The organism is Geobacillus zalihae, assembly GCF_030414215.1.
GTDB classification, from domain to species: Bacteria; Bacillota; Bacilli; order Bacillales; family Anoxybacillaceae; genus Geobacillus; species Geobacillus zalihae.
This window is the reverse complement of record NZ_CP129217.1, coordinates 2,912,096-2,936,338: the sequence shown is the minus strand read 5'-3', so window position 1 is coordinate 2,936,338 and position 24,243 is coordinate 2,912,096. Positions and strand designations below refer to the sequence as shown.

Genomic DNA, 24,243 nt, shown 5'->3' with positions numbered 1-24,243 from the left:
TGCGTCTGCGTCTACAAGCGAATTCGGAGAAGCCGAATTCCTCGACGCAAACCAGCGAAGAAGCGAATTCAAAGGAGCTACTTTGCGCCTTCGTCTTCCAGCAGGTTCAAGGAAGATGGATTCCTCGGCGCAAACCAGCGAAGAAGCGAATTCAAAGGAGCTACTTTGCATCTGCGTCTTCTAGCAGATTCGAGGAAGTGGGATTCCTCGATGCAAGACTGCAGAGAAGTGAATTCAAGAAGCAGTCTCGTTCCTTGAAAACTAGATAACCGATAAAGCAAAGGAAGAAGCCGAGAGCGCGATAGGTTAAGCTGGAAAGGGCGCACGGTGGATGCCTTGGCACTAGGAGCCGATGAAGGACGGGGCAAACGCCGAAACGCTCCGGGGAGCTGTAAGCAAGCGTCGATCCGGAGATGTCCGAATGGGGGAACCCACTGTCCGTAATGGGGCAGTATCCATGCCTGAATCCATAGGGCATGGAGGGCACACCCGGGGAACTGAAACATCTTAGTACCCGGAGGAGAAGAAAGCAAACGCGATTCCCTGAGTAGCGGCGAGCGAAACGGGAACAGCCCAAACCAAGAGGCATGTCCTCTTGGGGTTGTAGGACCGCTCACGATGGGAGTGAGAAAGGGACGGGGTAGACGAACCGGTCTGGAACGGCCGGCCAGAGAAGGTGAGAGCCCTGTAGTCGAAACTTCGTTCCCTCCCGAGCGGATCCTGAGTACGGCGGGACACGAGGAATCCCGTCGGAAGCAGGGAGGACCATCTCCCAAGGCTAAATACTCCCTAGTGACCGATAGTGCACCAGTACCGTGAGGGAAAGGTGAAAAGCACCCCGGGAGGGGAGTGAAAGAGAACCTGAAACCGTGTGCCTACAAGTAGTCAGAGCCCGTTGATGGGTGATGGCGTGCCTTTTGTAGAATGAACCGGCGAGTGACGATGGCGTGCGAGGTTAAGCCGGAGAGGCGGAGCCGCAGCGAAAGCGAGTCTGAACAGGGCGTGTGAGTACGTCGTCGTCGACCCGAAACCAGGTGATCTACCCATGTCCAGGGTGAAGGCCGGGTAACACCGGCTGGAGGCCCGAACCCACGCACGTTGAAAAGTGCGGGGATGAGGTGTGGGTAGGGGTGAAATGCCAATCGAACTTGGAGATAGCTGGTTCTCCCCGAAATAGCTTTAGGGCTAGCCTCGGGTTTAGGAGTCTTGGAGGTAGAGCACTGATTGGGCTAGGGGCCCAAACCGGGTTACCGAACCCAGTCAAACTCCGAATGCCAACGACTTATGCCCGGGAGTCAGACTGCGAGTGATAAGATCCGTGGTCGAGAGGGGAACAGCCCAGACCGCCAGCTAAGGCCCCGAAGTGCACGTTCAGTGGAAAAGGATGTGGAGTTGCAAAGACAACCAGGATGTTGGCTTAGAAGCAGCCACCATTTAAAGAGTGCGTAATAGCTCACTGGTCGAGTGACTCTGCGCCGAAAATGTACCGGGGCTAAACGTGCCGCCGAAGCTGCGGGATGACCGTTGGTCATCGGTAGGGGAGCGTTCTAAGGGCAGAGAAGCCAGACCGGAAGGACTGGTGGAGCGCTTAGAAGTGAGAATGCCGGTATGAGTAGCGAAAACAGAGGTGAGAATCCTCTGCGCCGAAAGCCTAAGGGTTCCTGAGGAAGGTTCGTCCGCTCAGGGTTAGTCGGGACCTAAGCCGAGGCCGAAAGGCGTAGGTGATGGACAACAGGTTGAGATTCCTGTACCACCTCCTTCCCGTTTGAGCGATGGGGGGACGCAGGAGGATAGGGCGAGCAGGCGGCTGGAAGAGCCTGTCCAAGCCGTGAGGCTGATCCGCAGGCAAATCCGCGGATCATAAGGCTAAGCGGTGACGGCGACGGAGTGATCCGGAAGTCCCCGATTTCACACTGCCAAGAAAAGCCTCTAGCGAGGGAAGAGGTGCCCGTACCGCAAACCGACACAGGTAGGCGAGGAGAGAATCCTAAGGCGCGCGGGAGAACTCTCGTTAAGGAACTCGGCAAAATGACCCCGTAACTTCGGGAGAAGGGGTGCTCTTTGGGGTGAAGAGCCCTGAAGAGCCGCAGTGAAAAGGCCCAAGCGACTGTTTATCAAAAACACAGGTCTCTGCGAAGCCGAAAGGCGACGTATAGGGGCTGACACCTGCCCGGTGCTGGAAGGTTAAGGGGAGCGCTTAGCGGAAGCGAAGGTGCGAACCGAAGCCCCAGTAAACGGCGGCCGTAACTATAACGGTCCTAAGGTAGCGAAATTCCTTGTCGGGTAAGTTCCGACCCGCACGAAAGGTGTAACGACTTGGGCGCTGTCTCAACGAGAGACCCGGTGAAATTATACTACCTGTGAAGATGCAGGTTACCCGCGACAGGACGGAAAGACCCCGTGGAGCTTTACTGCAGCCTGATATGGAATTTTGGTATCGCTTGTACAGGATAGGTGGGAGCCTGGGAAGCCGGAGCGCCAGCTTCGGTGGAGGCGGCGGTGGGATACCACCCTGGCGGTATTGAAATTCTAACCCGCACCCCTTAACGGGGTGGGAGACAGTGTCAGGTGGGCAGTTTGACTGGGGCGGTCGCCTCCCAAAAGGTAACGGAGGCGCCCAAAGGTTCCCTCAGAATGGTTGGAAATCATTCGGAGAGTGCAAAGGCACAAGGGAGCTTGACTGCGAGACGGACAGGTCGAGCAGGGACGAAAGTCGGGCTTAGTGATCCGGTGGTTCCGCATGGAAGGGCCATCGCTCAACGGATAAAAGCTACCCCGGGGATAACAGGCTGATCTCCCCCAAGAGTCCACATCGACGGGGAGGTTTGGCACCTCGATGTCGGCTCATCGCATCCTGGGGCTGTAGTCGGTCCCAAGGGTTGGGCTGTTCGCCCATTAAAGCGGTACGCGAGCTGGGTTCAGAACGTCGTGAGACAGTTCGGTCCCTATCCGTCGCGGGCGGAGGAAATTTGAGAGGAGCTGTCCTTAGTACGAGAGGACCGGGATGGACGCACCGCTGGTGTACCAGTTGTCCCGCCAGGGGCACCGCTGGGTAGCTATGTGCGGACGGGATAAGCGCTGAAAGCATCTAAGCGTGAAGCCCCCCTCAAGATGAGATTTCCCACCGCGTTAGGCGGGTAAGATCCCTCGAAGATGACGAGGTCGATAGGTCCGAGGTGGAAGCGTGGCGACACGTGGAGCTGACGGATACTAATCGATCGAGGGCTTAACCTATAAGCGGCTTCTTCCGACGGTTATCTAGTTTTGAGGGAATGAAAAAACTCTTGACAGCTCAGCGCGAATCATTATAATAGTAAATGTCTAAAGAGATGTCATTTCGCAGCAGCTCAGTGACGAGCATTTGCATCATCGGATGAACTGCGAGTTGCCTTGACACGTCCAGCTTCTTTGAATCGGCTGGCAGAGGAAGAGGCAGGGCATCTTATTGGGAGAATTGACCTTCGTTATGATTCCGCAGTAGCTCAGTGGTAGAGCAATCGGCTGTTAACCGATTGGTCGCAGGTTCGAATCCTGCCTGCGGAGCCATCGTGGAGAGCTGTCCGAGTGGTCGAAGGAGCACGATTGGAAATCGTGTAGGCGTGAATAGCGCCTCAAGGGTTCGAATCCCTTGCTCTCCGCCATGATCCATCAGCATGGCCCGTTGGTCAAGTGGTTAAGACACCGCCCTTTCACGGCGGTAACACGGGTTCGAATCCCGTACGGGTCACTTCTTTGTGGAGGATTAGCTCAGCTGGGAGAGCACTTGCCTTACAAGCAAGGGGTCGGCGGTTCGATCCCGTCATCCTCCACCATCTTAATATAAAAGCTGACTTGCTTTCTCATCATCGTGGGGTGGAGCAAAGAGCCTTTGCTTCAACGAATCCGCTTCCAGTTGCCTCGACGCATCTGGCATCTTTGAATCAGCTTGTAGAGGAAGAGGCAACGAACAACAACACTAAAAGTATTGTGAAAATCAACTTACTTTCTTATCGCCGCGGGGTGGAGCAGTCCGGTAGCTCGTCGGGCTCATAACCCGAAGGTCGCAGGTTCAAATCCTGCCCCCGCAACCAAAAATGGTCCCGTAGTGTAGTGGTTAACATGCCTGCCTGTCACGCAGGAGATCGCGGGTTCGAGTCCCGTCGGGACCGCCATCTTTCCAAAAATGCATGATGCAACGAATCATGTGATCGGTGAAATACGGCTCGGCAGCTCAGTCGGTAGAGACGAGCATCCGCTTCATCGAATTCGCATCGAGTTGCCTCGACGCATCCAGCATCTTGGAATCCGCTGGCAGAGGAAGAGGCACAATGCAGCACAAGTAAAGCAGCGTAAAACTTGATACGGCTCGGTAGCTCAGTCGGTAGAGACGAGCATCCGCATCGTCGAATCTGCTGCGAGTTGTCCCGACGCACCCAGCTTCTTCGAATTGGCTGGCAGAGGAAGGGACACAAAAGTCATCAACGAACAAGGGAAAAATAAGATACGGCTCGGTAGCTCAGTCGGTAGAGCAAAGGACTGAAAATCCTTGTGTCGGCGGTTCGATTCCGTCCCGAGCCACCATATAATTGATAGCAAGCTGACTTAGCTCTATTGGCAGAGACGAGCATCCGCATCGTCGAATCTGCTGCGAGTTGTCCCGACGCACCCAGCTTCTTCGAATTGGCTGGTAGAGGAAGGGACACAACAAATGAACAATGAGCCACGATTTATATCATAATTATGCCGACTTAGCTCAATTGGTAGAGACGAGCACTTGCTTCGTCGAGTCGGCTTCGAGTTGCCTCGACGCATCCTGCTTCCTCGAATCAGCTTGTAGAGGAAGAGGCACAGAGCACAACAATGAGCCACCTTCTTGCATTTGTTTTATGCCGACTTAGCTCAATTGGTAGAGCAACTGAATCGTAATCAGTAGGTTGCGGGTTCAAGTCCTGCAGTCGGCACCATTCCTTGGAGGGGTAGCGAAGTGGCTAAACGCGGCGGACTGTAAATCCGCTCCCTTTGGGTTCGGCGGTTCGAATCCGTCCCCCTCCACCATTTTAACAAAGGGGCATAGTTTAATGGTAGAACAGAGGTCTCCAAAACCTCCGGTGTGGGTTCGATTCCTACTGCCCCTGCCATTCCTATCATGATTATGGCGACTATGGCGAAGTGGTTAACGCACCAGATTGTGGCTCTGGCATGCGTGGGTTCGATTCCCACTAGTCGCCCTTCACTTACAACGTTGGGGTATAGCCAAGCGGTAAGGCAACGGACTTTGACTCCGTGATGCGTTGGTTCGAATCCAGCTACCCCAGCCACGGATGCGGAAGTAGTTCAGTGGTAGAACACCACCTTGCCAAGGTGGGGGTCGCGGGTTCGAGTCCCGTCTTCCGCTCTCGATCAAGGCGGCATAGCCAAGTGGTAAGGCAGAGGTCTGCAAAACCTTTACCCCCGGTTCGAATCCGGGTGCCGCCTCCATATCTAATGAATAAAAAAGTGTTGACAGTTGAAAGATGATTTGGTAAATTATTAATTGTCGCGCCGATGTGGCGGAATTGGCAGACGCGCACGACTCAAAATCGTGTGGGGTAGCCCCCCGTGTGGGTTCGACTCCCACCATCGGCATCGAAAATAGGAGAAAGGCTTTAGGGACAAGGGGTTTCACGTAAGTGAAATCCCTTGTTTTTTATTTACCGAATACGATTCGAGAAAAGAAAATCGTGTGCGTACAATCGTGTTCGGTGAGGTGAAATGGAAAGTGAAAAGAATAGAAAATGAGAGAAAATTGCAGAGAAAGAGCAAGAGAGGAAGAAGAGGAGAGCTAAGTCGTGAGGAGTTATTGCTAATATCTGATGACATAGGAGAAATTGAATACACATTTGAGGAATTGTTAGAGATATTTATTGAGGATTGCGAACTAAGAAATTTGCGGGAACATACGATTAAATATTACCGCAGTGAGTTAAATGCGTTTATAAAACTGCTGAAAGAGCAAGAAATCGAGTTGCGTGTAAGTGAATGGACAGGAGAAACCATTAAGCGAAATGTCATTATGTACATGAAAGAAAAAGGTCTTAAGACAGTCAGTATCAATTCCCGTTTGAGGGCTTTAAGGGCGTTTTTTAACTTTTTGGAAGGACGGAATCTCATAAAAAGCAATCCGATGAAAGACATCAAATTGTTGAAGGATAGAAAAAGGATTGTAGAAACATTTGATAATCAGCAGATAAAGTCGTTATTTAAAGCATGCGACCTTCGTACGTTTGTAGGTTTAAGGGATTATACGATTATGATGTTGCTGTTGGAAACGGGAGTTCGAGTAAATGAATTGGTGGGCATAAAAACAACGGATATCATTTGGGAACAAAAAGTCATCCGCGTTCGAAACACAAAAGGTGGCTTCGAACGTTTTGTTCCTATTCAAGATAAAATGATTAATCAGCTGTAGATGAGCATTTTTCATTACAATAATTTCCATGCTTTAAGAGACAAACAGGGTCCCCCTTAGGCGACATGGAGCTGTTTTTTGATCACATCAATGGGAATCTCTTGCTTCGCGGCGTTATAAATGAACTCGACGACGCTGTGGCCTTTCCGTGATCGAAGAAGCTCCAGTCCAGCGGAAAGGTTTTGTTGGGATTCGGCGATGCTGTACACGCAGGCCAAGAGCACCACCGCCCAATACCGTTTCACCGCCCGAATGTGGCGAACGCGGTATCCATCCAGCTTCATCAGAAAAGGCTTTTTTATCCTCTTCAAGATCCTTCTTTCCTTTGTTCTGGAAATAATCCACCACATGCTGGTCTGTGGCAAGATAGTTACCGATAAGCCCATCTTGTCTTTTCACTCTCTTCAGTACTCCTTGTGCCTCTAATGACCTGCATGCCTGATTGACAGGTTGCTGTGGCTTTTTTTCTCCCAATATTCGATTGGTAATTTCTCTATCGGTCAAACCGCTATGTTCCTGTAGAAGTTGAATAATCCTTTCCTTTAATGTTTTCACTACTCATCCCCCACATATATTAGCTTCTCATTGAATTTTACAATTTTCTGGTTAACGTAAACAATAGCATCATGAATTCACTCTTTACATGGTACGACATTATAGCATTTAGTAGTGTTTTGTTCGACAAAAAAGTACGAATTTGTCTTATAAATTCGCACTTATGTGTATATGATAAAGTGATTTCACTATAAAACTATAAAGGAGGTGTTTTTTGCAAGCAAAAAGTGCAGAGAATTGCAAGAAAAAATACATAGGCTTGCCGGCTCAATGAATTTACCTTTCAACCGAGTGAGAAGGGAGCGACTGAACGGCAGAAAGCGCGTGCCGCAAGCGGTAGCTCTCTCCCGTAAACGCGAGAATGTGGGCGTGATGGACCAAACGATCCACCAGCGCTGCCGTCAGGCGGTTGTCCCCAAACACTCGATTCCACTGTCCAAACTCTAAATTCGATGTCACGATGACACTTTTTCGTTCATAACAATCGGCAATGATGTGAAACAGCAGTTCCGATCCCTGCTTTTGAAAAGGTACATAGCCGAGTTCGTCCAAAATCAACAACTCGCATGTGTCGATTTGCCGTTTGAGCCGTCCGAGGATGCCGTCTTTTAACGCCTCTTCGAGCTGGGCGACAAGATCGGCGACACGGAAAAACCGAACTTCATGGCCCCGTTCACACGCTTTTAATCCTAATGCGGTGGCGAGATGGGTTTTTCCTGTTCCCGGCGAACCTAAAAGCAGGACGTTCTGTTTTTGCTCCAAAAAGCGAAGGTCGCAAAGTTCTTCCTTCGAGGTCGTGGTCGGCCAATGAATCTGATCCGACCATTCGTAATCTTTGAGCCATTTCAACTCCCGGAACTTCGCCTTCTTGATCAATCGAGCCTGTTTTGCTTTCTGACGGAACGACAGCTCCAACGCCAACACATCACGTAAAAACTGTTCCTTGGTCTCGTAGGCCACCTCCTCGAATCGATCCGCGATGTACGCCAAATGCAGGGCTTTACAAATCTCTTTTAAATCCATCTTCATGCCCGGCTTCCCCCTTCCCTTGACGGACAAAGACGTTGATCATACACATGTAAATCGGTTTCATAGTCGACTAAAACGGAAGGGGTATAGGCTTCTTCCCATTTCGCGGGATACTCCGAACGCTTCGCCTCCATCAACACCCCGATCTCATGGGGCGCCAAATCCCACCGTTGATACTTGTCAAGCCACTGGGCGATCTCATAGACGGTGTACCGGTCCAGCAGCTTCTGCACCCCTCGAATGCGTGATGCCGTCTGTTTCGGTTGTTCCATGAAGTATTTCCTAATGGCCTCCGGCAAGTAAACTCGAAACCGCGAATACTCCACCACCCGGGGCTTTTGCGCCCATTCCGCCAAAATGTCCTTCCAAGGGAGCTCCCGTTGCTTTTTCGTGTACGGCCTTGGCGCTTCCAGGTACACCTCCCCTTCCTGGGACAAAACCATGAAACGATCCCATTCCTTTTTGACAAGGACACGGTTGGGAACCGGGATCCCATGAACCACAAACGCCTCCCCATCCACCGTTACTTCCCCGTATTTATTGACATTAGCGTGGTGGAAGGAGAAGATCGGGAGATCTCTCTCCGGCAGGACAAGCAACTCCTTTTGTTCTTCCTGCCATAATTCCTCAATGGTTCTCCCTTTTTCATAGTGGGGGCGGGCTCGATCTTCGATCATCTTGCGATGCAGCCACTCCGCCAGTTCTTCATCCCCCTCGATCAACGGAGCAGGGACAAAGCAGTGTTGACGAGTATAGTAAACTTTCCGTTCGACATTCCCTTTTTCGTGTCCGCTATACGGATTGCACGCCTGTACGTCAAACCGGTAATGAAGCCGGAATCGCTCAAATGCTTCAGTATATTGACGTTCGCCTCCTTTTCGGATCGAAACCACCGCCGCCGCCAAATTGTCGATGCGCAGTTTTCTCGGGACGCCTCCGGCTTGGCGAAACAGCTGAGTGAGCCCGTAAAGAAAACATTCGCTGTTTTCCGCCGGCAATGGATACGCATACGCGGCGTTGCTGTACGGAAAGCTCAAAATCAGAATTGATCGGTCTTCCTCTTTTCCCTCCTTCGTCACAACGGACATGGTGCCGAAATCCACCTGCGCTTCCCCCGGAGGGTGTTCCAGCCTCTCGTAACGCTGTTCCTTCTCCAGCTTAAGCTGAGGTCTTCGTTTTTGAACGTAGGCGCAAACCGTTCGATAAGACCCTTTAAAGTCATGTTCCTGCTTTAATTGTTCGTACATCTTCTTGCTTGTCCGCCGTTGTTTTCTTGGCAGTTTGGCGTCCTCCTCCAGCCAGTCATCAATGATTTGACCGTATCCTTCTTCCTCCATCATTCCCCGTTTTCTCTTTATTTTTTGTCTGACCGAAATGTCTCCATCCGCATATTTCTTGACTGTTCTCCAGTTAAATCCCGTCCTACGGACAATTTCGGAAAGCGATAACCCTTTCTTTTCACGCAAATGTTTGATATGATGAATTTCAGGCATTGCTAGCATCCTTTCATTACCTCCACTGTTTTGTTCTTCACAACCTTAAACAGTAGAGGATATTTTAGGAGCTGGCAAGCCTTTTTTTTATGCCATGAAGCTCTGCACTTTTTTGTTGCAGAACTCTGTACTTTCATTTTGCACTAAACAGGAGGATCGATGTAAATCATTTTTATTCTACCTGAATAACTTTTTTGCAATAAACGTAAAACCTCTAAATTATCCCCTTCGATTAATATATGCTTTGCGTTCTCTTCGTTTATCCCTTCTCCTTCCATAAATTTAAGAGTTCCTTGTGGCGGTAAAAAAGCAAGACGACGGGCTTCTTTTTTACCCACCCATTGAAGCCCGTAAAATTCCTCAGTGTTACTTTCAATTAATTCTTCGTCAATACCGTTGATTTCTTCTTGCATAAAGGATGGATCAATGCCAAGCAGCAGAACGCTTATGCTGTCCAAGGAACAGCAGAACCCCATAGCGCTGTGCAAGTTTTGTTGAGCGATGGAAAGCAGCGCATCACCAAAACGGTGCGTGCAGACGGCAAAGGGAGATTCCGGGCGGTGATCGATGCAAGAAGATTGGCGGAAGGAGAGATTACGGTCTCCGCGGTTAGTGTGGATTCGGCAGGAAACCAAAGCGGCCAATCGAAGAAAGTGCTTCGGAAAGATGTGAGCATAGAGGCCCCTGAGCTGTTGAATGAAGGATATATCAACGCTTTCAACTATGAAGCTTATCCAGTAACGGGGACAGGAACGCCTGGAGAGAAAGTGGTGGTGGAGGCTGCTGATGGAAAAAAATCCGTCTCAGCGAGCGGGCTTGTGGATGAAGATGGGAATTATGAAGTGGAGATCAATACTTCTTCTCTGAAGGACGGGAAGATCACGATCCGTGTGAAAACGATCGATCAAGCGGGGAATGAAAGCCGGATGGCAAGTGTCGTCCTCATCAAATCGTTGTCTTCTCCGGCCAAGCCGTCTATTGACAATAAAGGATATGTGAACGCCAGTGCAGATGCAACTGCTTATGAGGTGACGGGCAAGGGAGAGCCAGGAGCGGAAGTGGAGGTCACTTTGTCCGATGGAACGAATGAAATCAGCACAGTCGGTACGGTGGAAGAAAACGGGAGATACCATGTAGAAGCGGATATTTCCCCGTTAAGCGATGGACTGATTACCATTACAGCCGTTCAAACGAGCGTTACAGGCAATGTAAGCCCAGAGGCAACCGCGACGGTTTGGAAGGATACAGCTGTTGCCACTCCATCATTGAACGCCCTGCCAGCTGTTACGAGTCAAAATCAAGCGGCATACACGATCGCAGGAATGGCAGAAAGCAACGCATTGGTGCAAATCATCATTACGGATGGACAAAAATCTCTCGTGGAACGGACGTCGGCGGACTCGAATGGGAATTTTTCGAAGACGATCGATCTGTCTGCATTCAACAATGGCCAGCTGATGATCATTGTGACACAAGAAGACAAAGCGCAAAACCATAGTGAAGCGACCACAGCGACGGTGACGAAAGGGCAATAAGAAGGAACCTGTCGGCCGAGCCTTTCTTTGAAGCGGGATGCTTCAAAGAGGACTCGGTCGATTTTTTGGTGAATAGACATGTTTCAATATCACATAATCATGGAAAATCACAAAATTCAGAGGCCTTCCTGGATGTTATTTGCGCACCGCATGGACATAATGGACATGTTCAAACGCTGTCAGATCGTCGTTTCGGTTCGAGAAAAATTCCGCTTGGATTTGTTCCGGCGATACGTGTTCGAAAATGAGGAGACGGTGATGCTGCAGCTGTTTCTCAAGTTCCTCGATCGAATACGCCGCTTTCATCGGTTCACCGCTTTGCCGGGCGAGGGCGAGCGTGTTTTGCACCCGCTTGACGGTGGAGGTGAACAGCTGCTCATCGGCAACATCAAACACGATAGAACTGCCCTCTGTCATCAATGGAGCGAGTTGGTGCAAAAGACGATAGAAGTGCTCTTTTTCTAGATAATATGAGACGCCAAGCAGGCTGAACACCGTTTTTTCGTTTGGGCGAAAGCCGGCTGCGAGCAATCGGGAAGCCACGTCATCCTTGGTAAAATCAGCGGCGACCAGTTGCAAGCAGTTTGGCATCTTCCCGTTGGCCATGTGGATGCGTTCGCGCTTGAATTGCTGTGTGTTGGGATGGTCGACTTCGAATATCGTCAGGCCGCTGTTTGGATGACGGAAGGCGAACGTATCCATCCCTGCTCCTAACATGACATACTGCGTCGCGCCAAGCCGCTTTTCGTGTTGGACGATCCGTTCGGTATAGGCGGCGCGGGCGATTGGAGTCGGAGCGAGCTGCGTTTGGACGATCCATTTCACTTTCTCTTCGTCCGATGAGAACGCATCAAGCCGCTCGGGGGCAAAAAATCCTAAGCCGTTGGCGAGAAAGGTTTGGATTTGTTTGTATTCTTCGTCTGTGATCAGCTGTCTGGCCATATCGTCACGAAATATGACAGGCGTATCGTGTTCCGTATGATAAGCGCGGACGAAACAGGACATCAATGCGGTCATGCTCGGTTCGTTTGGTTTCATGGCAATGGCTCCTTTGCGAGGCTATGGAGAATCATCTTCTGGCCGTAGGCGACAAATTGTTCTTTCGTCTTGCCGAGCGTCGGCAGCAAAAACGCTCCTTTTGTTTCGATAAGGTCAAACAACGCGTGTAGCTGTGCGGAGAACACGTACACGGTCATCATGACGTCTGCGGTTTCACGGACAACGCCTTCTGCGATGCCTTGCTCGATCCAGCGGGAGAGGGCGTCATTGATGTCCGTTCCTAAAGAGAAAATAGCTTCCATGGTGGGTGTCACTGCGTCCAACGATGGCGGGCGAAACTCGCGGACGGCGCGCGCCGAAACGGGACAATGTTCGTAGTAAGCGCGCATTGCTTTACAAATGTGTTCGTACTTGGCCAAAAACGGCTGCTCGGCTTGCACGATGTCGGTTAGACGATCACGCAACTGTTTGAGACCATTCGCGACAATGTAGTACAAAATCTCCTCCTTCGTGTCAAAGTAGCGGTACACCGTACGGCGGCTGTATCCCGACGCTGCGCAAATGTCGCTGATTGACGTGCCGTCAAACCCGCGTTCGAGAAACAACCGCTCAGCGGCTTGGGCAATCGTTTGTTTGTGTACAGCGGCGATATGTTCTTTCATAGCTGATACTCCTAGTATCAAAAGTATACTATTAGTATACTTTTGTTTTTCTGTTTGTCAAGTGGTTACTTTATTGACAAACGAGCCATCAAAACAATGGTGATGAAGGGGAGCTGGGGTGGTGTTCGTAGAGCATATCGAAAGTGGATGGTTCAACATTCATCAGGCGAATCACTAAAAATATATCGGGGCTTTTGGTGAATGGCCCAATGGTTGACGGTAATACGAACTATGAGACAGAAGAGGTTTTTCTTTTGCGTGCAGGATATTGCCCTCGTGCTTACGAATCTATATCTATACGGATGCACATCAAGCAAGGAGGATGGCTATGGGAAACATCCAGCCAAGGCGGTTGGTGACGGCAAGCGGCCAACCGATTGTTATACGGACGGCATGGCCCGAGGATGCCGAGCGGATCGTTGCGTTTGTCAAGGCCGTGACCGCGGAAGCGCTTTACTTGCTTACGACGGAAGCGGAAGTGACGGTCACAGAAGATCAACAACGCCAATGGCTGCAAAAAATGGCGGACGATCCTGGAAAGTTGGCGCTGTTGGCCGAGCATGACGGAGAGATGATCGGGTTTTTAGATTTTCATAATGGAAATAAGCGGCGAACCAAGCACCAAGGGTCTTTCGGCATGAGCGTGAAAAACGGCTTTCGAGGCCAGGGGATCGGCGCGGCGTTGCTTGCAGCGCTCCTTGATTGGGCAAAAGAAAATCCTTTGATTGAAAAAGTTTGCCTCGAAGTCGTCGCTGACAACACGAACGCGATTCGATTGTATCAAAAGTTTGGATTTGTGGAAGAAGGCGTGAAGAAAAAAGCTGCAAAAATCGATGACGGGACGTATTGGGATTTGATTTTGATGGCCCGCTTTGTCAAGTAGGTTCGGCGGATGAGTGCGGGGAGATCGCTCGATGAGCATTTCCTTCCTTTCTATTGCGCCGGTTTGCGCTTCGGTGCGGCGGTCGGCGTGACAAGGAGGGAGAACGTGAGAGACAAGGGAATGAGGTTGTTGCCGCTTGGCGTCAGGCTCATGAAGCCGCAGCGGGAACAATACAAACGGATGGCGGCCTGCGAGAGAAAGGCCGCCATGTTGGTTTTGGTTGAAATGCCCAATCTTTTGTCATTTGGTCCCGATGTGCTGTTATTTCTGCCGTTGCTTCTCCTAGAAGGCTTGTGATTTAAGGGGAAATGTTGCTCCCCAACAGCGTTTCTCAAATTGAAAAACCTTGCAACACCATAACTTTATCCCTTTCGACTTCTCGCAAATCGAGCGAATCCGTTGTTTTTCACCGGTCTTCTAGAAGGCCGGTGAATTAGTGAAAAGTCGCGAAAAACGGACTCTTCTCAAATTGAGAAGTCCTGTAAAATCAACGCCTCTCTTTCACCCAAAAGCAACGGATTCGGCGAAATCGGTCGTTTTTCACCAGTTCTCTAGGAGGCGCGGCGCTTTTTTGAGTAAAAGAGGTGTTGGGGGCTGCTCGCAGAAAGGAGCGGCCGCTCCTGGCCGCGCACCGCTACGAACGCTCGCTGACGGCGATTTGGATGCCGATCAGCGCGAAGATGGCGCCTTTGAGCCAATGGATTCGCCTAGTGATGGCGGTGTGGGCCAAGAGCCAATGGCGCAGTTTTTCCGCACCGATGCTCACTAAGGTGAAGACAGCGAGCGCTTGAGCGAGAAAGACGGCGCCAAGAAGCAACATCTGTTGCGGCACGCGGCCCGCTGACGGATCAACGAACTGCGGCAGGAGCGCCAAAAAGAAGAGCGACACTTTCGGGTTGAGCACGTTCATGACAATGCCTTTTTTGTACAGCGAGGCGTATGCCATTGGCTTCTGCCGCCCAAAGGCGAGACTGCTGTCTTTTTCGCGGAACGCCTGCCATGCCAAGTACAGCAAATACGCGGCACCGGCGTACTTGACGATGGCAAACGCCAAGGCGGATTGGTAAATGACAGCCGAGACGCCAAGCGTGGCTGCGCTGATGTGGACAAGCAGGCCGGTGCACAGCCCGAGCGCGGTGGCGATGCCCGCCTGTTTGCCTTGGGACAGGCTTTGGGCGATGACGAACAAAATGTCTGGCCCTGGCGCTAACGTAAGCAAAACGGCGACGCCTAAAAACGCGAAGATCGTTCCGATTCCCATGAGGCATCCCTTCCTTCGGCATGATGACTCTATATGTTCGCCGCGGATCGTATTGATTCCTTTTTGTTTGAAAGGGAAAATGGACAAACGAAAAAGCCGCCCATGCCATTCAAAGCAGAGGCGGCATTTCCTATTCATGGGAAGCTTTTTTCTCCAAAAACGCCCGGCCATAGCGGCCATGGTCATGGAGCATGGCGTGCTCCACCTGGATGGTGGCGTGCTCGATTCCGTATTTTTCCTTCAACATTTCATTCACCGCCAAGATGACGCATAGCGGCTGGATGCGTTCGTTGACAAACACATGAACCGACAGCGAGTAATGGTCGGTTGAGATGGCCCATAAGTGCATGTCGTGCACGTCTTCGACCCCTTCGATCTTTCGAATATCGGCGCGGATTTGTTCGAGGTCGAACCCATCTGGCACGGCTTCCATTAAGATGAGATACGATTCGCGCATAATTTTCGCCCCGCCTGTGAAAATGATGGCGGCGATCACTAAGCTGATGATCGGGTCGAACACCGTCCAGCCGGTGAAGTAAATGAGCAGCGCGGAAACGATGACGCCGATCGAGCTAATCAAGTCGCCGATGAAATGCCAAAGGGCGCTCTGAACGTTCAAATTGTCTTCCTCTTTCGTGCTCCGGCTTAAGACGATGGTCAACGTCAAGTTGACGACGAGGCCGATCACTGCGATCCCGAGCATGAGGCGAAAGTGGATCGGTTCAGGATGGAGAAAACGCTGAATGCCTTCCCATAAAATCCACAGCGCAATGACGGCCAACGTCAGCCCGTTCAAAAACGATGTGATGATTTCAAACCGCAAAAAGCCGAACGTAAAGCGGCGGTTCGGCGGGCGCGTCGCCATGTAGAGGGCGACCATGCTTAAGCCAAGCGCCAATACATCGGATGCCATATGGGCCGAATCGGACAAGAGGGCGAGTGAGTTGGAAATCAGTCCGCCAATGATTTCGACGGCGGTGAAAAACATGGTCAACAAAAGCGTCACCCAGAGCGCTTTTTTCGATTCATTTTGCGTTTTGACGTGCGGGAGATGGTGAAAATCGTACAGTGTTGGAGCCATAATGCACCTCCGTTATTTATAATAATTATCAACTTATATATATTATAATATAAAAATCCGCCTGTGTGCAAATGAAATTTCGACAGCCAGAAACAGCGGTTGTTGGAATTTGTCTAAAAGTATAGACGAAGCATTCAAGGAATGAAGCCTTCTGTTGGCGAATAGGAATCAATGTTGTGTATGGCCATCATTTTGCTTCGGAAAGGATGCGATCCAGCTTGATTGCGGCGAATCCGACAGATTTAGAAGTGTATTTGTTTCATGAAGGCCGTTTGTATCAAAGTTATGAGTTGTTCGGCGCTCATGTCATCCGCGACGGCGGAGCGGTCGGCACTCGCTTTTGCGTGTGGGCGCCCCATGCGCGGGAAGTCCGTCTTGTCGGCAGTTTCAACGATTGGAATGGGGCGAATTCCCCCCTGACGAAGGTGAACGACGAAGGGGTATGGACGATCGTTGTTCCAGAAAACTTGGAAGGGCATCTCTATAAATATGAGATCATCACACCGGATGGCCGTGTTCTGTTGAAAGCCGACCCGTACGCCTTTTACTCCGAATTGCGCCCTCATACCGCCTCGATTGTCTACGATTTGAAAGGATACGAGTGGAATGATTCATCTTGGCAGCGGAAGAAACGGCGAAAGCGGATTTATGACCAACCGATGGTCATTTATGAACTTCATTTCGGTTCGTGGAAAAAGAAACCGGACGGCCGCTTTTATACGTACCGTGAGATGGCCGACGAACTCATTCCGTACGTGCTGGAGCGCGGATTTACGCACATTGAGCTGCTTCCGCTTGTCGAGCATCCGCTCGATCGTTCATGGGGATATCAAGGGACCGGCTATTATTCGGTGACAAGCCGCTATGGCACGCCGCACGATTTCATGTATTTCGTCGACCGCTGCCATCAAGCGGGGCTTGGCGTCATCATCGACTGGGTGCCGGGGCATTTTTGCAAGGACGCCCACGGGCTGTACATGTTTGACGGCGCACCGACGTATGAATACGCGAATGAAAAAGACCGAGAAAATTACGTCTGGGGGACGGCGAATTTTGACTTGGGCAAGCCGGAAGTGCGCAGTTTTCTGATCTCCAATGCGTTGTTTTGGCTGGAGTATTACCATGTGGACGGGTTTCGCGTCGATGCGGTCGCCAATATGCTTTATTGGCCGAACAATGACCGGCTCTATGAAAATCCGTATGCGGTCGAGTTTTTGCGCCAGTTGAATGAGGCGGTGTTTGCCTATGACCCGAACGTCTTGATGATCGCTGAAGATTCGACCGACTGGCCTCGGGTGACCGCGCCGACGTACGATGGCGGCCTTGGGTTTAACTACAAGTGGAACATGGGCTGGATGAACGACATGCTGAAGTATATGGAAACGCCGCCGCATGAGCGGAAATACGCCCATAACCAAGTCAGTTTTTCCCTCCTTTATGCGTATTCGGAAAATTTCATTTTGCCATTTTCCCATGATGAAGTTGTGCATGGCAAAAAATCGCTGCTCAATAAAATGCCTGGGTCGTACGAAGAGAAGTTCGCCCAGCTGCGCCTATTGTATGGCTACATGATGGCCCACCCTGGGAAAAAGCTGCTGTTTATGGGCAGTGAGTTTGCCCAGTTTGATGAATGGAAGTTTGAGGGAGAGCTCGACTGGGTGCTGTTCGATTTTGAATTGCACCGGAAAATGGACGAATATGTGAAGCAGCTGATCGCCTGCTATAAACGGTATAAGCCGTTTTACGAGCTTGATCATGATCCGAGGGGGTTTGAATGGATTGACGTTCATAATGCCGAGCAAAGCATTTTCTCGTTCGTCCGCCGGGGGAAAAAAGAAGGTGATGTGCTGGTCATTGTTTGTAATTTCACAAATCAGGCGTATGACGATTACAAAGTCGGCGTGCCGCTTTTGGCGCCGTACCGCGAAGTGCTGAACAGCGATGCAGCGGAGTTTGGCGGATCAGGGCATGTCAATTCGAAGCGGCTTTCCGCTTTCCATGAGCCGTTTCATGGAAAACCGTACCATGTGCGCATGACGATTCCGCCGTTTGGCATTTCCATTTTGCGGCCAGTGCAAAAACGAGGGGAGAGAAAGCAGAATGAAGAAGAAGTGCATCGCCATGTTATTGGCCGGCGGGCAAGGAAGCCGGCTTCGCTCGCTGACGAAAAACATCGCGAAACCAGCCGTGCCGTTTGGGGGGAAGTACCGGATCATTGATTTTACGTTGAGCAATTGCACGAACTCGGGCATTGACACAGTCGGGGTGTTGACCCAATATCAGCCGCTTCTTTTGCACTCGTACATCGGCATCGGAAGCGCATGGGATTTAGATCGAAGAAACGGGGGCGTCACCGTCCTTCCCCCTTACTCCGCCTCTTCCGGCGTCAAATGGTACGAAGGCACAGCGAACGCCATTTATCAAAATATGAATTATATTGAACAGTACGACCCGGACTACGTGCTCGTGCTGTCCGGCGACCACATTTACAAAATGGACTATCGGCAGATGCTCGACTACCATATCGCCAAACAGGCCGATGTGACGATTTCCGTTATTGAAGTGCCATGGGAAGAAGCGAGCCGGTTTGGCATTATGAATACGAATGACGAGATGCAAATTGTCGAGTTTGCCGAAAAACCGGCGGAGCCAAAGAGCAATTTGGCATCGATGGGCATTTACATTTTCAATTGGCCGTTATTGAGGGAGTATTTGCAAATCGACAACGCCGACCCGCATTCGTCGCACGACTTCGGCAAAGATGTGATTCCGCGGCTGCTTCGGGAGAACAAGCGGCTCGTGGCCTATCCGTTCAAAGGCTATTGGAAAGATGTCGGCACCATCAAAAGCTTGTGGGAAGCCAACATGGATTTGCTCGATGAACACAATGAACTTGACTTGTTTGACCGCTCGTGGCGCATTTATTCGGTCAACCCGAACCAGCCGCCGCAATACATCGCTCCCGAGGCGGAAGTGAGCGATTCTCTCATCAATGAGGGATGCGTCGTGGAAGGAACGGTGGGGCGCTCAGTGCTGTTTCAAGGCGCCCGCATCGGCAAGGGAGCGGTTGTGAAAGAATCCGTCATTATGCCAGGGGCAACAGTTGGTGAAGGAGCGTATGTCGAGCGAGCGATCGTCACTCCGGAGATCGTCATCCCGCCGCATTCGACTGTGAGCCCGGGCGATGCTGATGATGACGTCGTGCTCGTAACGACCGAGTGGATCAAGCAACGGAATAAGGACACCGCAAGGAAGGATGGAGCACAATGAACAACAACATGATGTTGGGCGTCATCGACGCGACCACGTATATGGAGGCAATGGCGCCGCTTGTCGAGAGGCGTTCCATCGCAGCGGTGCCGTTTGCCGGGCGGTATCGGCTCATTGATTTCGTGCTTTCAAGCATGGTCAACTCCGGCATTGAAAGCGTCGCGATTTTTCCGAAATACCAATATCGGTCGCTGATGGACCATTTAGGATCAGGGAAGAATTGGGATTTAAACCGAAAGCGGGACGGATTGTTTTTCTTCCCATCGCCGGACTTGTTGTTTTCCGGTGAGCGCCGGGTCGGGGCGTTTGCCCATTTTGAGCAGCATATCGACTATTTTTTGCGGAGCCGGCAAAAGTATGCGGTCATCGTCAATAGCTACACGGTGTGCAACATCGACTTTGACGCCGTCCTCGAGCGCCATATCGAACGCGGCTGCGATGTGACGCGAATTTGCCATCGCGGCGAGTCGCTGGAGATGTACGTGTTGGAGACGTCTCTTCTGCTTGATTTGATCGCCGGCTACAAAGACCACGGCTATCGGAGCATCGTCGATGTCATTCATGACGACCGCCATTCGCTGTCCATTTGCGACTATGAATACAGCGGGTATGCGGCCGTCATCGATTCGCTCGCCCGCTATTTTCAGGCAAGCATGGAGCTGCTTGACCGAAGCGCTTGGGAGCAGCTTTTTCTTCCATCGCGGCCGATTTATACGAAAGTGAAAGACGAGCCGCCGACGAAATACCGCCGGGAAGGGAATGTGAAGCGCTCGATGATCGCCAACGGCTGCGTCATTGAAGGAACGGTGGAAAACAGCGTCCTGTTTCGTTCCGTGAAAATCGGCAAAGGAGCCGTTGTGAAGAACAGCATCGTGATGCAAAAATGCCAAATCGGCGATGGTTGTGTGCTTGATGGCGTCATCGTCGACAAAGACGCGAAAATCGAACCGGGGGTCGTTTTGCAAGGGACGGCGGAGCGGCCGTTTGTCGTTCGCAAAGGAACGGTGCAAGGGGAGGTCGTGAATCGATGAACGTGCTGTTTGCCGTATCAGAATGCGCCCCGTTTGCCAAATCGGGAGGATTGGCCGACGTCGCCGGCGCGCTGCCGAAAGAGCTGCGCCGGCTTGGCGTCGATGTCCGCGTCATGTTGCCCAAGTATGAAACAATCGCTTCAAAGTGGAAAGAACGAATGGACAAAGTGGCGGAGTTCGTCGTGCCAGTCGGGTGGCGCCGCCAGTATTGCGGCGTTGAGGAGCTCGAGCATGACGGGGTCGTCTATTACTTGATCGACAACGAATACTATTTCAAACGGCCGCAGCTGTACGGCCATGATGACGACGGCGAGCGGTTCGCTTATTTTTGCCGGGCGGTGCTGGACGCGCTTCCGGCGATTTCGTTTCAGCCCGACATCATTCATTGCCATGACTGGCACACCGGCATGATTCCGTTTTTCTTGCGCGAGCAATACCGTCATGATCCGTTTTATGCGGATATCCGCACGATCTTTACGATTCACAACTTGCAGTTTCAAGGGCTGTTTCCGCGCGGGATTTTAGAGGATTTGTTGAATTTGGACGGACGGTATTTCACCGTCGACCATCTCGAGTTTTACGGAAGCGTCAGCTTTATGAAAGGGGCGCTTGTCGCCTCCGATTTGATTACGACGGTCAGCCCGACGTACAAAGAAGAGATTCAAACCGCCTATTACGGCGAGCGGCTTGACGGGCTGTTGCGGGCGCGGCGGGATGATTTGCTTGGTATTTTAAACGGCATTGACGACGAGTTTTACAACCCGGAAACCGATCCGTTTTTGGCGGCGAACTATAGCGTACATACGCGGGAAAGAAAAAAATTCAACAAGCGCGCCCTGCAGCGGCGGTTTGGTCTGCCAGAGCGGGATGATGCGCCCGTTGTCGCGATGGTGACGCGAATGACGGCGCAAAAAGGACTCGATTTAGTCACGTGCGTCTTCCATGATCTGATGCAGGAAGAGATGCAGCTTGTTGTGCTTGGAACGGGGGATTGGCGGTTTGAACAGTTTTTCTCGCAAATGGCGGCGGCCTATCCGGACAAAGTCGGGGTGTACATCGGCTTTCACGAACCGCTCGCCCATCAAATTTATGCGGGCGCGGACTTGTTTTTAATGCCGTCATTGTTTGAACCGTGCGGGCTGAGCCAAATGATCGCGCTTCGGTACGGGACGATTCCGATCGTTCGGGAAACGGGCGGGCTGAACGATACGGTGCAATCGTACAATGAATTCACAGGAGAAGGGAACGGGTTCAGCTTTACGAACTTTAACGCCCACGACATGTTGTACACGATCCGCCGGGCGCTGTCGTTCTACCGCCAGCCATCTGTCTGGGAGCGGCTCGTGGAGCGGGCGATGCGCGGCGATTACAGCTGGCGCCGGTCGGCGAGGGAGTATCGAAAAGCGTACGAACAGCTGAACAAAAAGGGGGAAGACGCGCTTGTTCGCGGATAAAGAAACGTTTCAACGGGCGTTTGTGACGCGGGTCGAGGCGTTGTGCGGCAAACCGTTTGCCGAATCGACGGCGCGCGATCATTATCATGTCCTTGGCCATATGGTACGCGAACATATCAGCCGCCATTGGATCACGACGAATGAACGCTACCGGGCGCAACGGTGGAAGCAAGTGTATTATTTGTCGATTGAGTTTTTGTTGGGTCGCCTGCTCGGCAACAATTTGTTAAACCTCGGCGTCCGCCCGATGGTCGAAGAGGGGCTTCGCGAGCTCGGCATCCGCCTTGAGGACATTGAGGAATGCGAAGCGGACGCCGGGCTTGGCAACGGCGGGCTGGGGCGGCTCGCCGCCTGTTTTCTTGACTCGCTCGCCACATTGAATTTGCCGGGCCACGGCCACGGCATTCGCTATAAACACGGGCTGTTTGACCAAAAAATCGTTGACGGCTATCAAGTCGAGCTGCCGGAGCAATGGCTGCGAAACGGGAACGTTTGGGAAATCCGGAAAGAAGAGCTGGCGGTCGAAGTTCGCTTCTGGGGAAGGGTCGAGGTGTCGGAACAAAACGGCCGCCTTGTGTTCCGCCATGTCGACAGCGAAAACGTGATGGCTGTGCCGTACGATATGCCGGTCATCGGCTTCGGGACGAACACGGTCAACACGCTCCGGCTTTGGAGCGCCGAGCCGGCGAAAACGTTCCCGCTTCATAAAGATGTGATGCAATACAAGCGGGAGACGGAAGCCATTTCGGAGTTTTTGTACCCGGACGATACGCACGATGAAGGCAAACTGCTCCGGTTAAAGCAGCAGTATTTTCTCGCCGCCGCCAGCCTCGGCAGCATCACTCGCGCTCATCGCCGCCAGCACGGGAGTTTGCGCCGGCTTCATGAGTATGTCGCCATTCATGTGAACGACACGCATCCGGCGCTCGCGATTCCGGAATTGATGCGCATTTTGCTCGATGAAGAAGGGATGGGCTGGGAAGAGGCGTGGCACATTACGACCCATACGATCGCGTATACGAACCATACGACGTTGTCGGAAGCGTTGGAGAAATGGCCGATTCGTCTGTTTCAGCCGCTGTTGCCGCGCATTTATATGATCGTCGAGGAAATCAACGAACGGTTTTGCCGCGAGCTGTGGGAACGCTACCCCGGCGATTGGGGGCGGATTGAACAAATGGCCATCGTCGCCCACGGGATGGTGAAAATGGCGCACTTGGCCGTCGTTGCGAGCCATAGCGTCAACGGCGTGGCGAAACTGCATACGGAGATTTTGAAACAGCGGGAGATGCGCTTGTTTTACGAATGGGCGCCGCACAAGTTCAACAACAAAACGAACGGGGTGACGCACCGGCGCTGGCTGTTGAAAGCCAACCCTGAGCTGTCGGCGTTGATTACGGAAACGATTGGTCCGCGCTGGATCCGCGAGCCGGAAGCATTGATTGAGCTGAAGTCTTATGCTTCCGATCCGGCGTTTCAGCAGGCGTTGGCTGCGGTCAAACAGCAGCGGAAGCTGAAGCTTGCCAAGCGCATTTCGGAAAAAACGGGCATTGTTGTCGACGAATCGTCGATATTTGATGTCCAAGTGAAACGGCTGCACGCTTATAAACGGCAGTTGTTAAACGTGTTGCACATTATGCATTTATACAATCGGCTGAAAGAAGACCCGCGTGTTTCGATCCACCCGCGCACGTTCATTTTCGGAGCGAAAGCGTCGCCAGGCTATTACTACGCCAAGCGGATCATTAAGCTCATCCATTCTGTTGCCGACAAGGTGAACAACGACAACCAGGTAAATGAACAGCTGAAAGTCATTTTTTTGGAAAATTACCGCGTATCGCTCGCGGAAGAAATCATTCCGGCCGCCGATGTGAGCGAACAAATCTCAACAGCCAGCAAAGAAGCGTCCGGGACGGGCAACATGAAGTTTATGATGAACGGCGCCGTTACGCTTGGCACGCTGGATGGAGCGAACGTCGAAATCGCGGAAACCGTCGGGGAGGAAAACATGTTTTTGTTCGGGCTGACGGCCGATGAAGTGCTCCGCTACTACGAACACGGAGGCTATCGGGCGCATGAGTATTACCATCATGACAAACGGATCAAGCAAGTTGTCGACCAGCTCATCAACGGCTTTTTCCCTGATGTCGGCGACTACTTTGAGCCGATTTACGACTCGCTGTTGGCGCAAAACGACGAATATTTTGTGCTGCGCGACTTTGCCGCCTACGCCGAGGCGCACGAGCGGGTTGAGGATGCTTACCGCGATCCGGCGCGCTGGTGGCGGATGAGCGCCGTCAACATCGCCCATTCCGGCCGTTTCGCCAGCGATCGGACCGTAGCGGAATACGCCGCCGAAATTTGGGGTCTTTTGCCGTCGGGGGAACGTTTCTCAACTTAGGAAAGGACGTTGGAAAGGACGTTTTTGGGTTGCTTTTTCATCGTCTTTGGCGAGGAGACCCCCACTTCAACGACCAAAGGGAGTAGGTAGCGTCAAAAGTTCTATGAAAACTCCACACAGATCATCCCATTGAGCATCGTGGGGCATGCGGAGGGCCGGATT

At 51.8% G+C, this 24,243-nt stretch carries 16 protein-coding genes, 15 tRNA genes, 1 rRNA gene and 1 pseudogene; 25 read left to right on the top strand and 8 right to left on the bottom strand.

The genetic code is table 11. From position 1 onward, the window contains the following. The first annotated feature begins 304 nt into the window (after nt 1-304). The 17 genes from QWV57_RS14820 to QWV57_RS14740 all read left to right on the top strand — a co-directional run bounded on the left by QWV57_RS14820 (nt 305) and on the right by QWV57_RS14740 (nt 6,427). Nucleotides 305-3,234, top strand: a 23S ribosomal RNA gene (locus QWV57_RS14820). Between the two features lie 237 nt (nt 3,235-3,471). Beyond that, nucleotides 3,472-3,546 (top strand) — tRNA-Asn (locus tag QWV57_RS14815). Between the two features lie 4 nt (nt 3,547-3,550). Beyond that, a tRNA-Ser gene (locus QWV57_RS14810) sits at nt 3,551-3,641 on the top strand. A gap of 14 nt (nt 3,642-3,655) precedes the next feature. Continuing rightward, nucleotides 3,656-3,727, top strand: a tRNA-Glu gene (locus QWV57_RS14805). Nucleotides 3,728-3,736: 9 nt separating this feature from the next. Continuing rightward, nucleotides 3,737-3,812: transfer RNA gene (locus QWV57_RS14800), tRNA-Val, on the top strand. Nucleotides 3,813-3,993: 181 nt separating this feature from the next. Continuing rightward, a tRNA-Met gene (locus QWV57_RS14795) sits at nt 3,994-4,070 on the top strand. Nucleotides 4,071-4,075: 5 nt separating this feature from the next. Next, nucleotides 4,076-4,151 (top strand) — tRNA-Asp (locus QWV57_RS14790). Nucleotides 4,152-4,484: 333 nt separating this feature from the next. Continuing rightward, nucleotides 4,485-4,560 (top strand) — tRNA-Phe (locus tag QWV57_RS14785). 307 nt (nt 4,561-4,867) lie between these two features. Then, nucleotides 4,868-4,943 (top strand) — tRNA-Thr (locus QWV57_RS14780). A gap of 6 nt (nt 4,944-4,949) precedes the next feature. Then, nucleotides 4,950-5,034: transfer RNA gene (locus QWV57_RS14775), tRNA-Tyr, on the top strand. Nucleotides 5,035-5,043: 9 nt separating this feature from the next. After that, nucleotides 5,044-5,117 (top strand) — tRNA-Trp (locus QWV57_RS14770). 17 nt (nt 5,118-5,134) lie between these two features. Beyond that, a tRNA-His gene (locus tag QWV57_RS14765) sits at nt 5,135-5,207 on the top strand. A gap of 15 nt (nt 5,208-5,222) precedes the next feature. After that, nucleotides 5,223-5,297 (top strand) — tRNA-Gln (locus QWV57_RS14760). A gap of 5 nt (nt 5,298-5,302) precedes the next feature. After that, nucleotides 5,303-5,374, top strand: a tRNA-Gly gene (locus QWV57_RS14755). A 9-nt stretch (nt 5,375-5,383) separates the two neighbouring features. Then, nucleotides 5,384-5,457 (top strand) — tRNA-Cys (locus tag QWV57_RS14750). Nucleotides 5,458-5,519: 62 nt separating this feature from the next. Then, nucleotides 5,520-5,604: transfer RNA gene (locus tag QWV57_RS14745), tRNA-Leu, on the top strand. A gap of 133 nt (nt 5,605-5,737) precedes the next feature. Further along, nucleotides 5,738-6,427 carry a tyrosine-type recombinase/integrase gene (locus tag QWV57_RS14740; RefSeq protein ID WP_240673888.1) on the top strand — a complete coding sequence of 230 codons (690 nt, stop codon included), beginning with the start codon at nt 5,738-5,740 and terminating at the stop codon, nt 6,425-6,427. Nucleotides 6,428-6,483: 56 nt separating this feature from the next. Here QWV57_RS14740 and QWV57_RS14735 read toward each other — a convergent pair. From QWV57_RS14735 to QWV57_RS14720, 4 genes and pseudogenes are all read right to left on the bottom strand, one after another. Further along, nucleotides 6,484-6,711, bottom strand: a pseudogene (locus tag QWV57_RS14735) (IS701 family transposase); the annotation flags it as partial. 547 nt (nt 6,712-7,258) lie between these two features. Continuing rightward, a complete protein-coding gene (istB, locus tag QWV57_RS14730) occupies nt 7,259-8,011 on the bottom strand; it encodes an IS21-like element helper ATPase IstB (protein WP_013523916.1) in 753 nt (250 codons plus the stop codon). Beyond that, nucleotides 8,008-9,513 carry an IS21 family transposase gene (gene istA / locus QWV57_RS14725; RefSeq protein ID WP_015374301.1) on the bottom strand — a complete coding sequence of 502 codons (1,506 nt, stop codon included), beginning with the start codon at nt 9,511-9,513 and terminating at the stop codon, nt 8,008-8,010. The genes istB and istA overlap by 4 nt, the downstream gene beginning before the upstream one ends. A 134-nt stretch (nt 9,514-9,647) precedes the next feature. After that, nucleotides 9,648-9,962 (bottom strand): hypothetical protein, encoded by a 315-nt coding sequence (locus QWV57_RS14720; protein WP_164977991.1) that lies wholly within the window; start codon nt 9,960-9,962, stop codon nt 9,648-9,650. Here QWV57_RS14720 and QWV57_RS14715 point away from each other — a divergent pair. Next, nucleotides 9,912-11,039 carry an Ig-like domain-containing protein gene (locus tag QWV57_RS14715; RefSeq protein WP_020754097.1) on the top strand — a complete coding sequence of 376 codons (1,128 nt, stop codon included), beginning with the start codon at nt 9,912-9,914 and terminating at the stop codon, nt 11,037-11,039. The two genes, QWV57_RS14720 and QWV57_RS14715, sit on opposite strands and share 51 nt — an antisense overlap. Before the next feature lie 135 nt (nt 11,040-11,174). Here QWV57_RS14715 and QWV57_RS14710 read toward each other — a convergent pair whose 3' ends face one another. Both QWV57_RS14710 and QWV57_RS14705 read right to left on the bottom strand, forming a co-directional pair. Continuing rightward, nucleotides 11,175-12,077: a class I SAM-dependent methyltransferase gene (locus QWV57_RS14710; RefSeq protein WP_020754096.1), complete on the bottom strand. Its 903-nt coding sequence runs from the start codon at nt 12,075-12,077 to the stop codon at nt 11,175-11,177. Next, on the bottom strand, nt 12,074-12,700 hold the full coding sequence (locus tag QWV57_RS14705; protein WP_025950178.1) for a TetR/AcrR family transcriptional regulator: 627 nt from the start codon (nt 12,698-12,700) through the stop codon (nt 12,074-12,076). The genes QWV57_RS14710 and QWV57_RS14705 overlap by 4 nt, the downstream gene beginning before the upstream one ends. Before the next feature lie 328 nt (nt 12,701-13,028). Between QWV57_RS14705 and QWV57_RS14700 the strand changes: the two genes are divergently transcribed. Both QWV57_RS14700 and QWV57_RS14695 read left to right on the top strand, forming a co-directional pair. Next, nucleotides 13,029-13,583 (top strand): GNAT family N-acetyltransferase, encoded by a 555-nt coding sequence (locus tag QWV57_RS14700; RefSeq protein ID WP_301100022.1) that lies wholly within the window; start codon nt 13,029-13,031, stop codon nt 13,581-13,583. A gap of 120 nt (nt 13,584-13,703) precedes the next feature. Continuing rightward, complete coding sequence (locus tag QWV57_RS14695) at nt 13,704-13,880, top strand: hypothetical protein (RefSeq protein ID WP_235048593.1); 177 nt, start codon at nt 13,704-13,706, stop codon at nt 13,878-13,880. 337 nt (nt 13,881-14,217) lie between these two features. Here QWV57_RS14695 and QWV57_RS14690 read toward each other — a convergent pair whose 3' ends face one another. Together QWV57_RS14690 and QWV57_RS14685 are read right to left on the bottom strand one after the other, a co-directional pair. Continuing rightward, nucleotides 14,218-14,844 carry a LysE family translocator gene (locus QWV57_RS14690; RefSeq protein WP_301100021.1) on the bottom strand — a complete coding sequence of 209 codons (627 nt, stop codon included), beginning with the start codon at nt 14,842-14,844 and terminating at the stop codon, nt 14,218-14,220. 130 nt (nt 14,845-14,974) lie between these two features. Beyond that, nucleotides 14,975-15,925: a cation diffusion facilitator family transporter gene (locus QWV57_RS14685; protein ID WP_129447139.1), complete on the bottom strand. Its 951-nt coding sequence runs from the start codon at nt 15,923-15,925 to the stop codon at nt 14,975-14,977. A 206-nt stretch (nt 15,926-16,131) separates the two neighbouring features. Between QWV57_RS14685 and glgB the strand changes: the two genes are divergently transcribed. Genes glgB through QWV57_RS14660 form a run of 5 tightly spaced genes read left to right on the top strand, consistent with a single transcriptional unit; the run spans nt 16,132 to nt 24,081 of the window. Beyond that, the gene (gene glgB, locus QWV57_RS14680) at nt 16,132-18,144 is read left to right on the top strand and encodes a 1,4-alpha-glucan branching enzyme (protein WP_240673889.1); all 2,013 of its coding nucleotides are present in this window, start codon (nt 16,132-16,134) and stop codon (nt 18,142-18,144) included. After that, nucleotides 18,026-19,195 carry a glucose-1-phosphate adenylyltransferase gene (locus QWV57_RS14675; protein ID WP_129447137.1) on the top strand — a complete coding sequence of 390 codons (1,170 nt, stop codon included), beginning with the start codon at nt 18,026-18,028 and terminating at the stop codon, nt 19,193-19,195. Before glgB ends, QWV57_RS14675 begins: the two co-directional genes overlap by 119 nt. Continuing rightward, nucleotides 19,192-20,226, top strand: a complete 1,035-nt coding sequence (locus QWV57_RS14670; protein ID WP_129447136.1) for a GlgC family sugar phosphate nucleotidyltransferase — start codon at nt 19,192-19,194, stop codon at nt 20,224-20,226. Before QWV57_RS14675 ends, QWV57_RS14670 begins: the two co-directional genes overlap by 4 nt. Continuing rightward, nucleotides 20,223-21,680 carry a glycogen synthase GlgA gene (gene glgA / locus QWV57_RS14665; RefSeq protein WP_081133234.1) on the top strand — a complete coding sequence of 486 codons (1,458 nt, stop codon included), beginning with the start codon at nt 20,223-20,225 and terminating at the stop codon, nt 21,678-21,680. Before QWV57_RS14670 ends, glgA begins: the two co-directional genes overlap by 4 nt. Then, nucleotides 21,667-24,081, top strand: coding sequence for a glycogen/starch/alpha-glucan phosphorylase (locus QWV57_RS14660; protein WP_081133233.1), 2,415 nt, complete (start codon nt 21,667-21,669; stop codon nt 24,079-24,081). The genes glgA and QWV57_RS14660 overlap by 14 nt, the downstream gene beginning before the upstream one ends. Nucleotides 24,082-24,243: the final 162 nt, after the last annotated feature.

Bases quoted from the DNA above. Each gene is read 5' to 3' on its own strand.
- QWV57_RS14710 (WP_020754096.1), bottom strand. From the start codon at position 12,077: ATGAAACCAAACGAACCGAGCATGACCGCATTGATGTCCTGTTTCGTC.
- QWV57_RS14690 (WP_301100021.1), bottom strand. From the start codon at position 14,844: ATGGGAATCGGAACGATCTTCGCGTTTTTAGGCGTCGCCGTTTTGCTT.
- QWV57_RS14705 (WP_025950178.1), bottom strand. From the start codon at position 12,700: ATGAAAGAACATATCGCCGCTGTACACAAACAAACGATTGCCCAAGCC.
- QWV57_RS14670 (WP_129447136.1), top strand. From the start codon at position 19,192: ATGAACAACAACATGATGTTGGGCGTCATCGACGCGACCACGTATATG.
- istA (WP_015374301.1), bottom strand. From the start codon at position 9,513: ATGCTAGCAATGCCTGAAATTCATCATATCAAACATTTGCGTGAAAAG.
- QWV57_RS14675 (WP_129447137.1), top strand. From the start codon at position 18,026: ATGAAGAAGAAGTGCATCGCCATGTTATTGGCCGGCGGGCAAGGAAGC.
- glgB (WP_240673889.1), top strand. From the start codon at position 16,132: ATGCGATCCAGCTTGATTGCGGCGAATCCGACAGATTTAGAAGTGTAT.
- QWV57_RS14685 (WP_129447139.1), bottom strand. From the start codon at position 15,925: ATGGCTCCAACACTGTACGATTTTCACCATCTCCCGCACGTCAAAACG.
- glgA (WP_081133234.1), top strand. From the start codon at position 20,223: ATGAACGTGCTGTTTGCCGTATCAGAATGCGCCCCGTTTGCCAAATCG.
- QWV57_RS14695 (WP_235048593.1), top strand. From the start codon at position 13,704: ATGAGGTTGTTGCCGCTTGGCGTCAGGCTCATGAAGCCGCAGCGGGAA.
- istB (WP_013523916.1), bottom strand. From the start codon at position 8,011: ATGAAGATGGATTTAAAAGAGATTTGTAAAGCCCTGCATTTGGCGTAC.
- QWV57_RS14700 (WP_301100022.1), top strand. From the start codon at position 13,029: ATGGGAAACATCCAGCCAAGGCGGTTGGTGACGGCAAGCGGCCAACCG.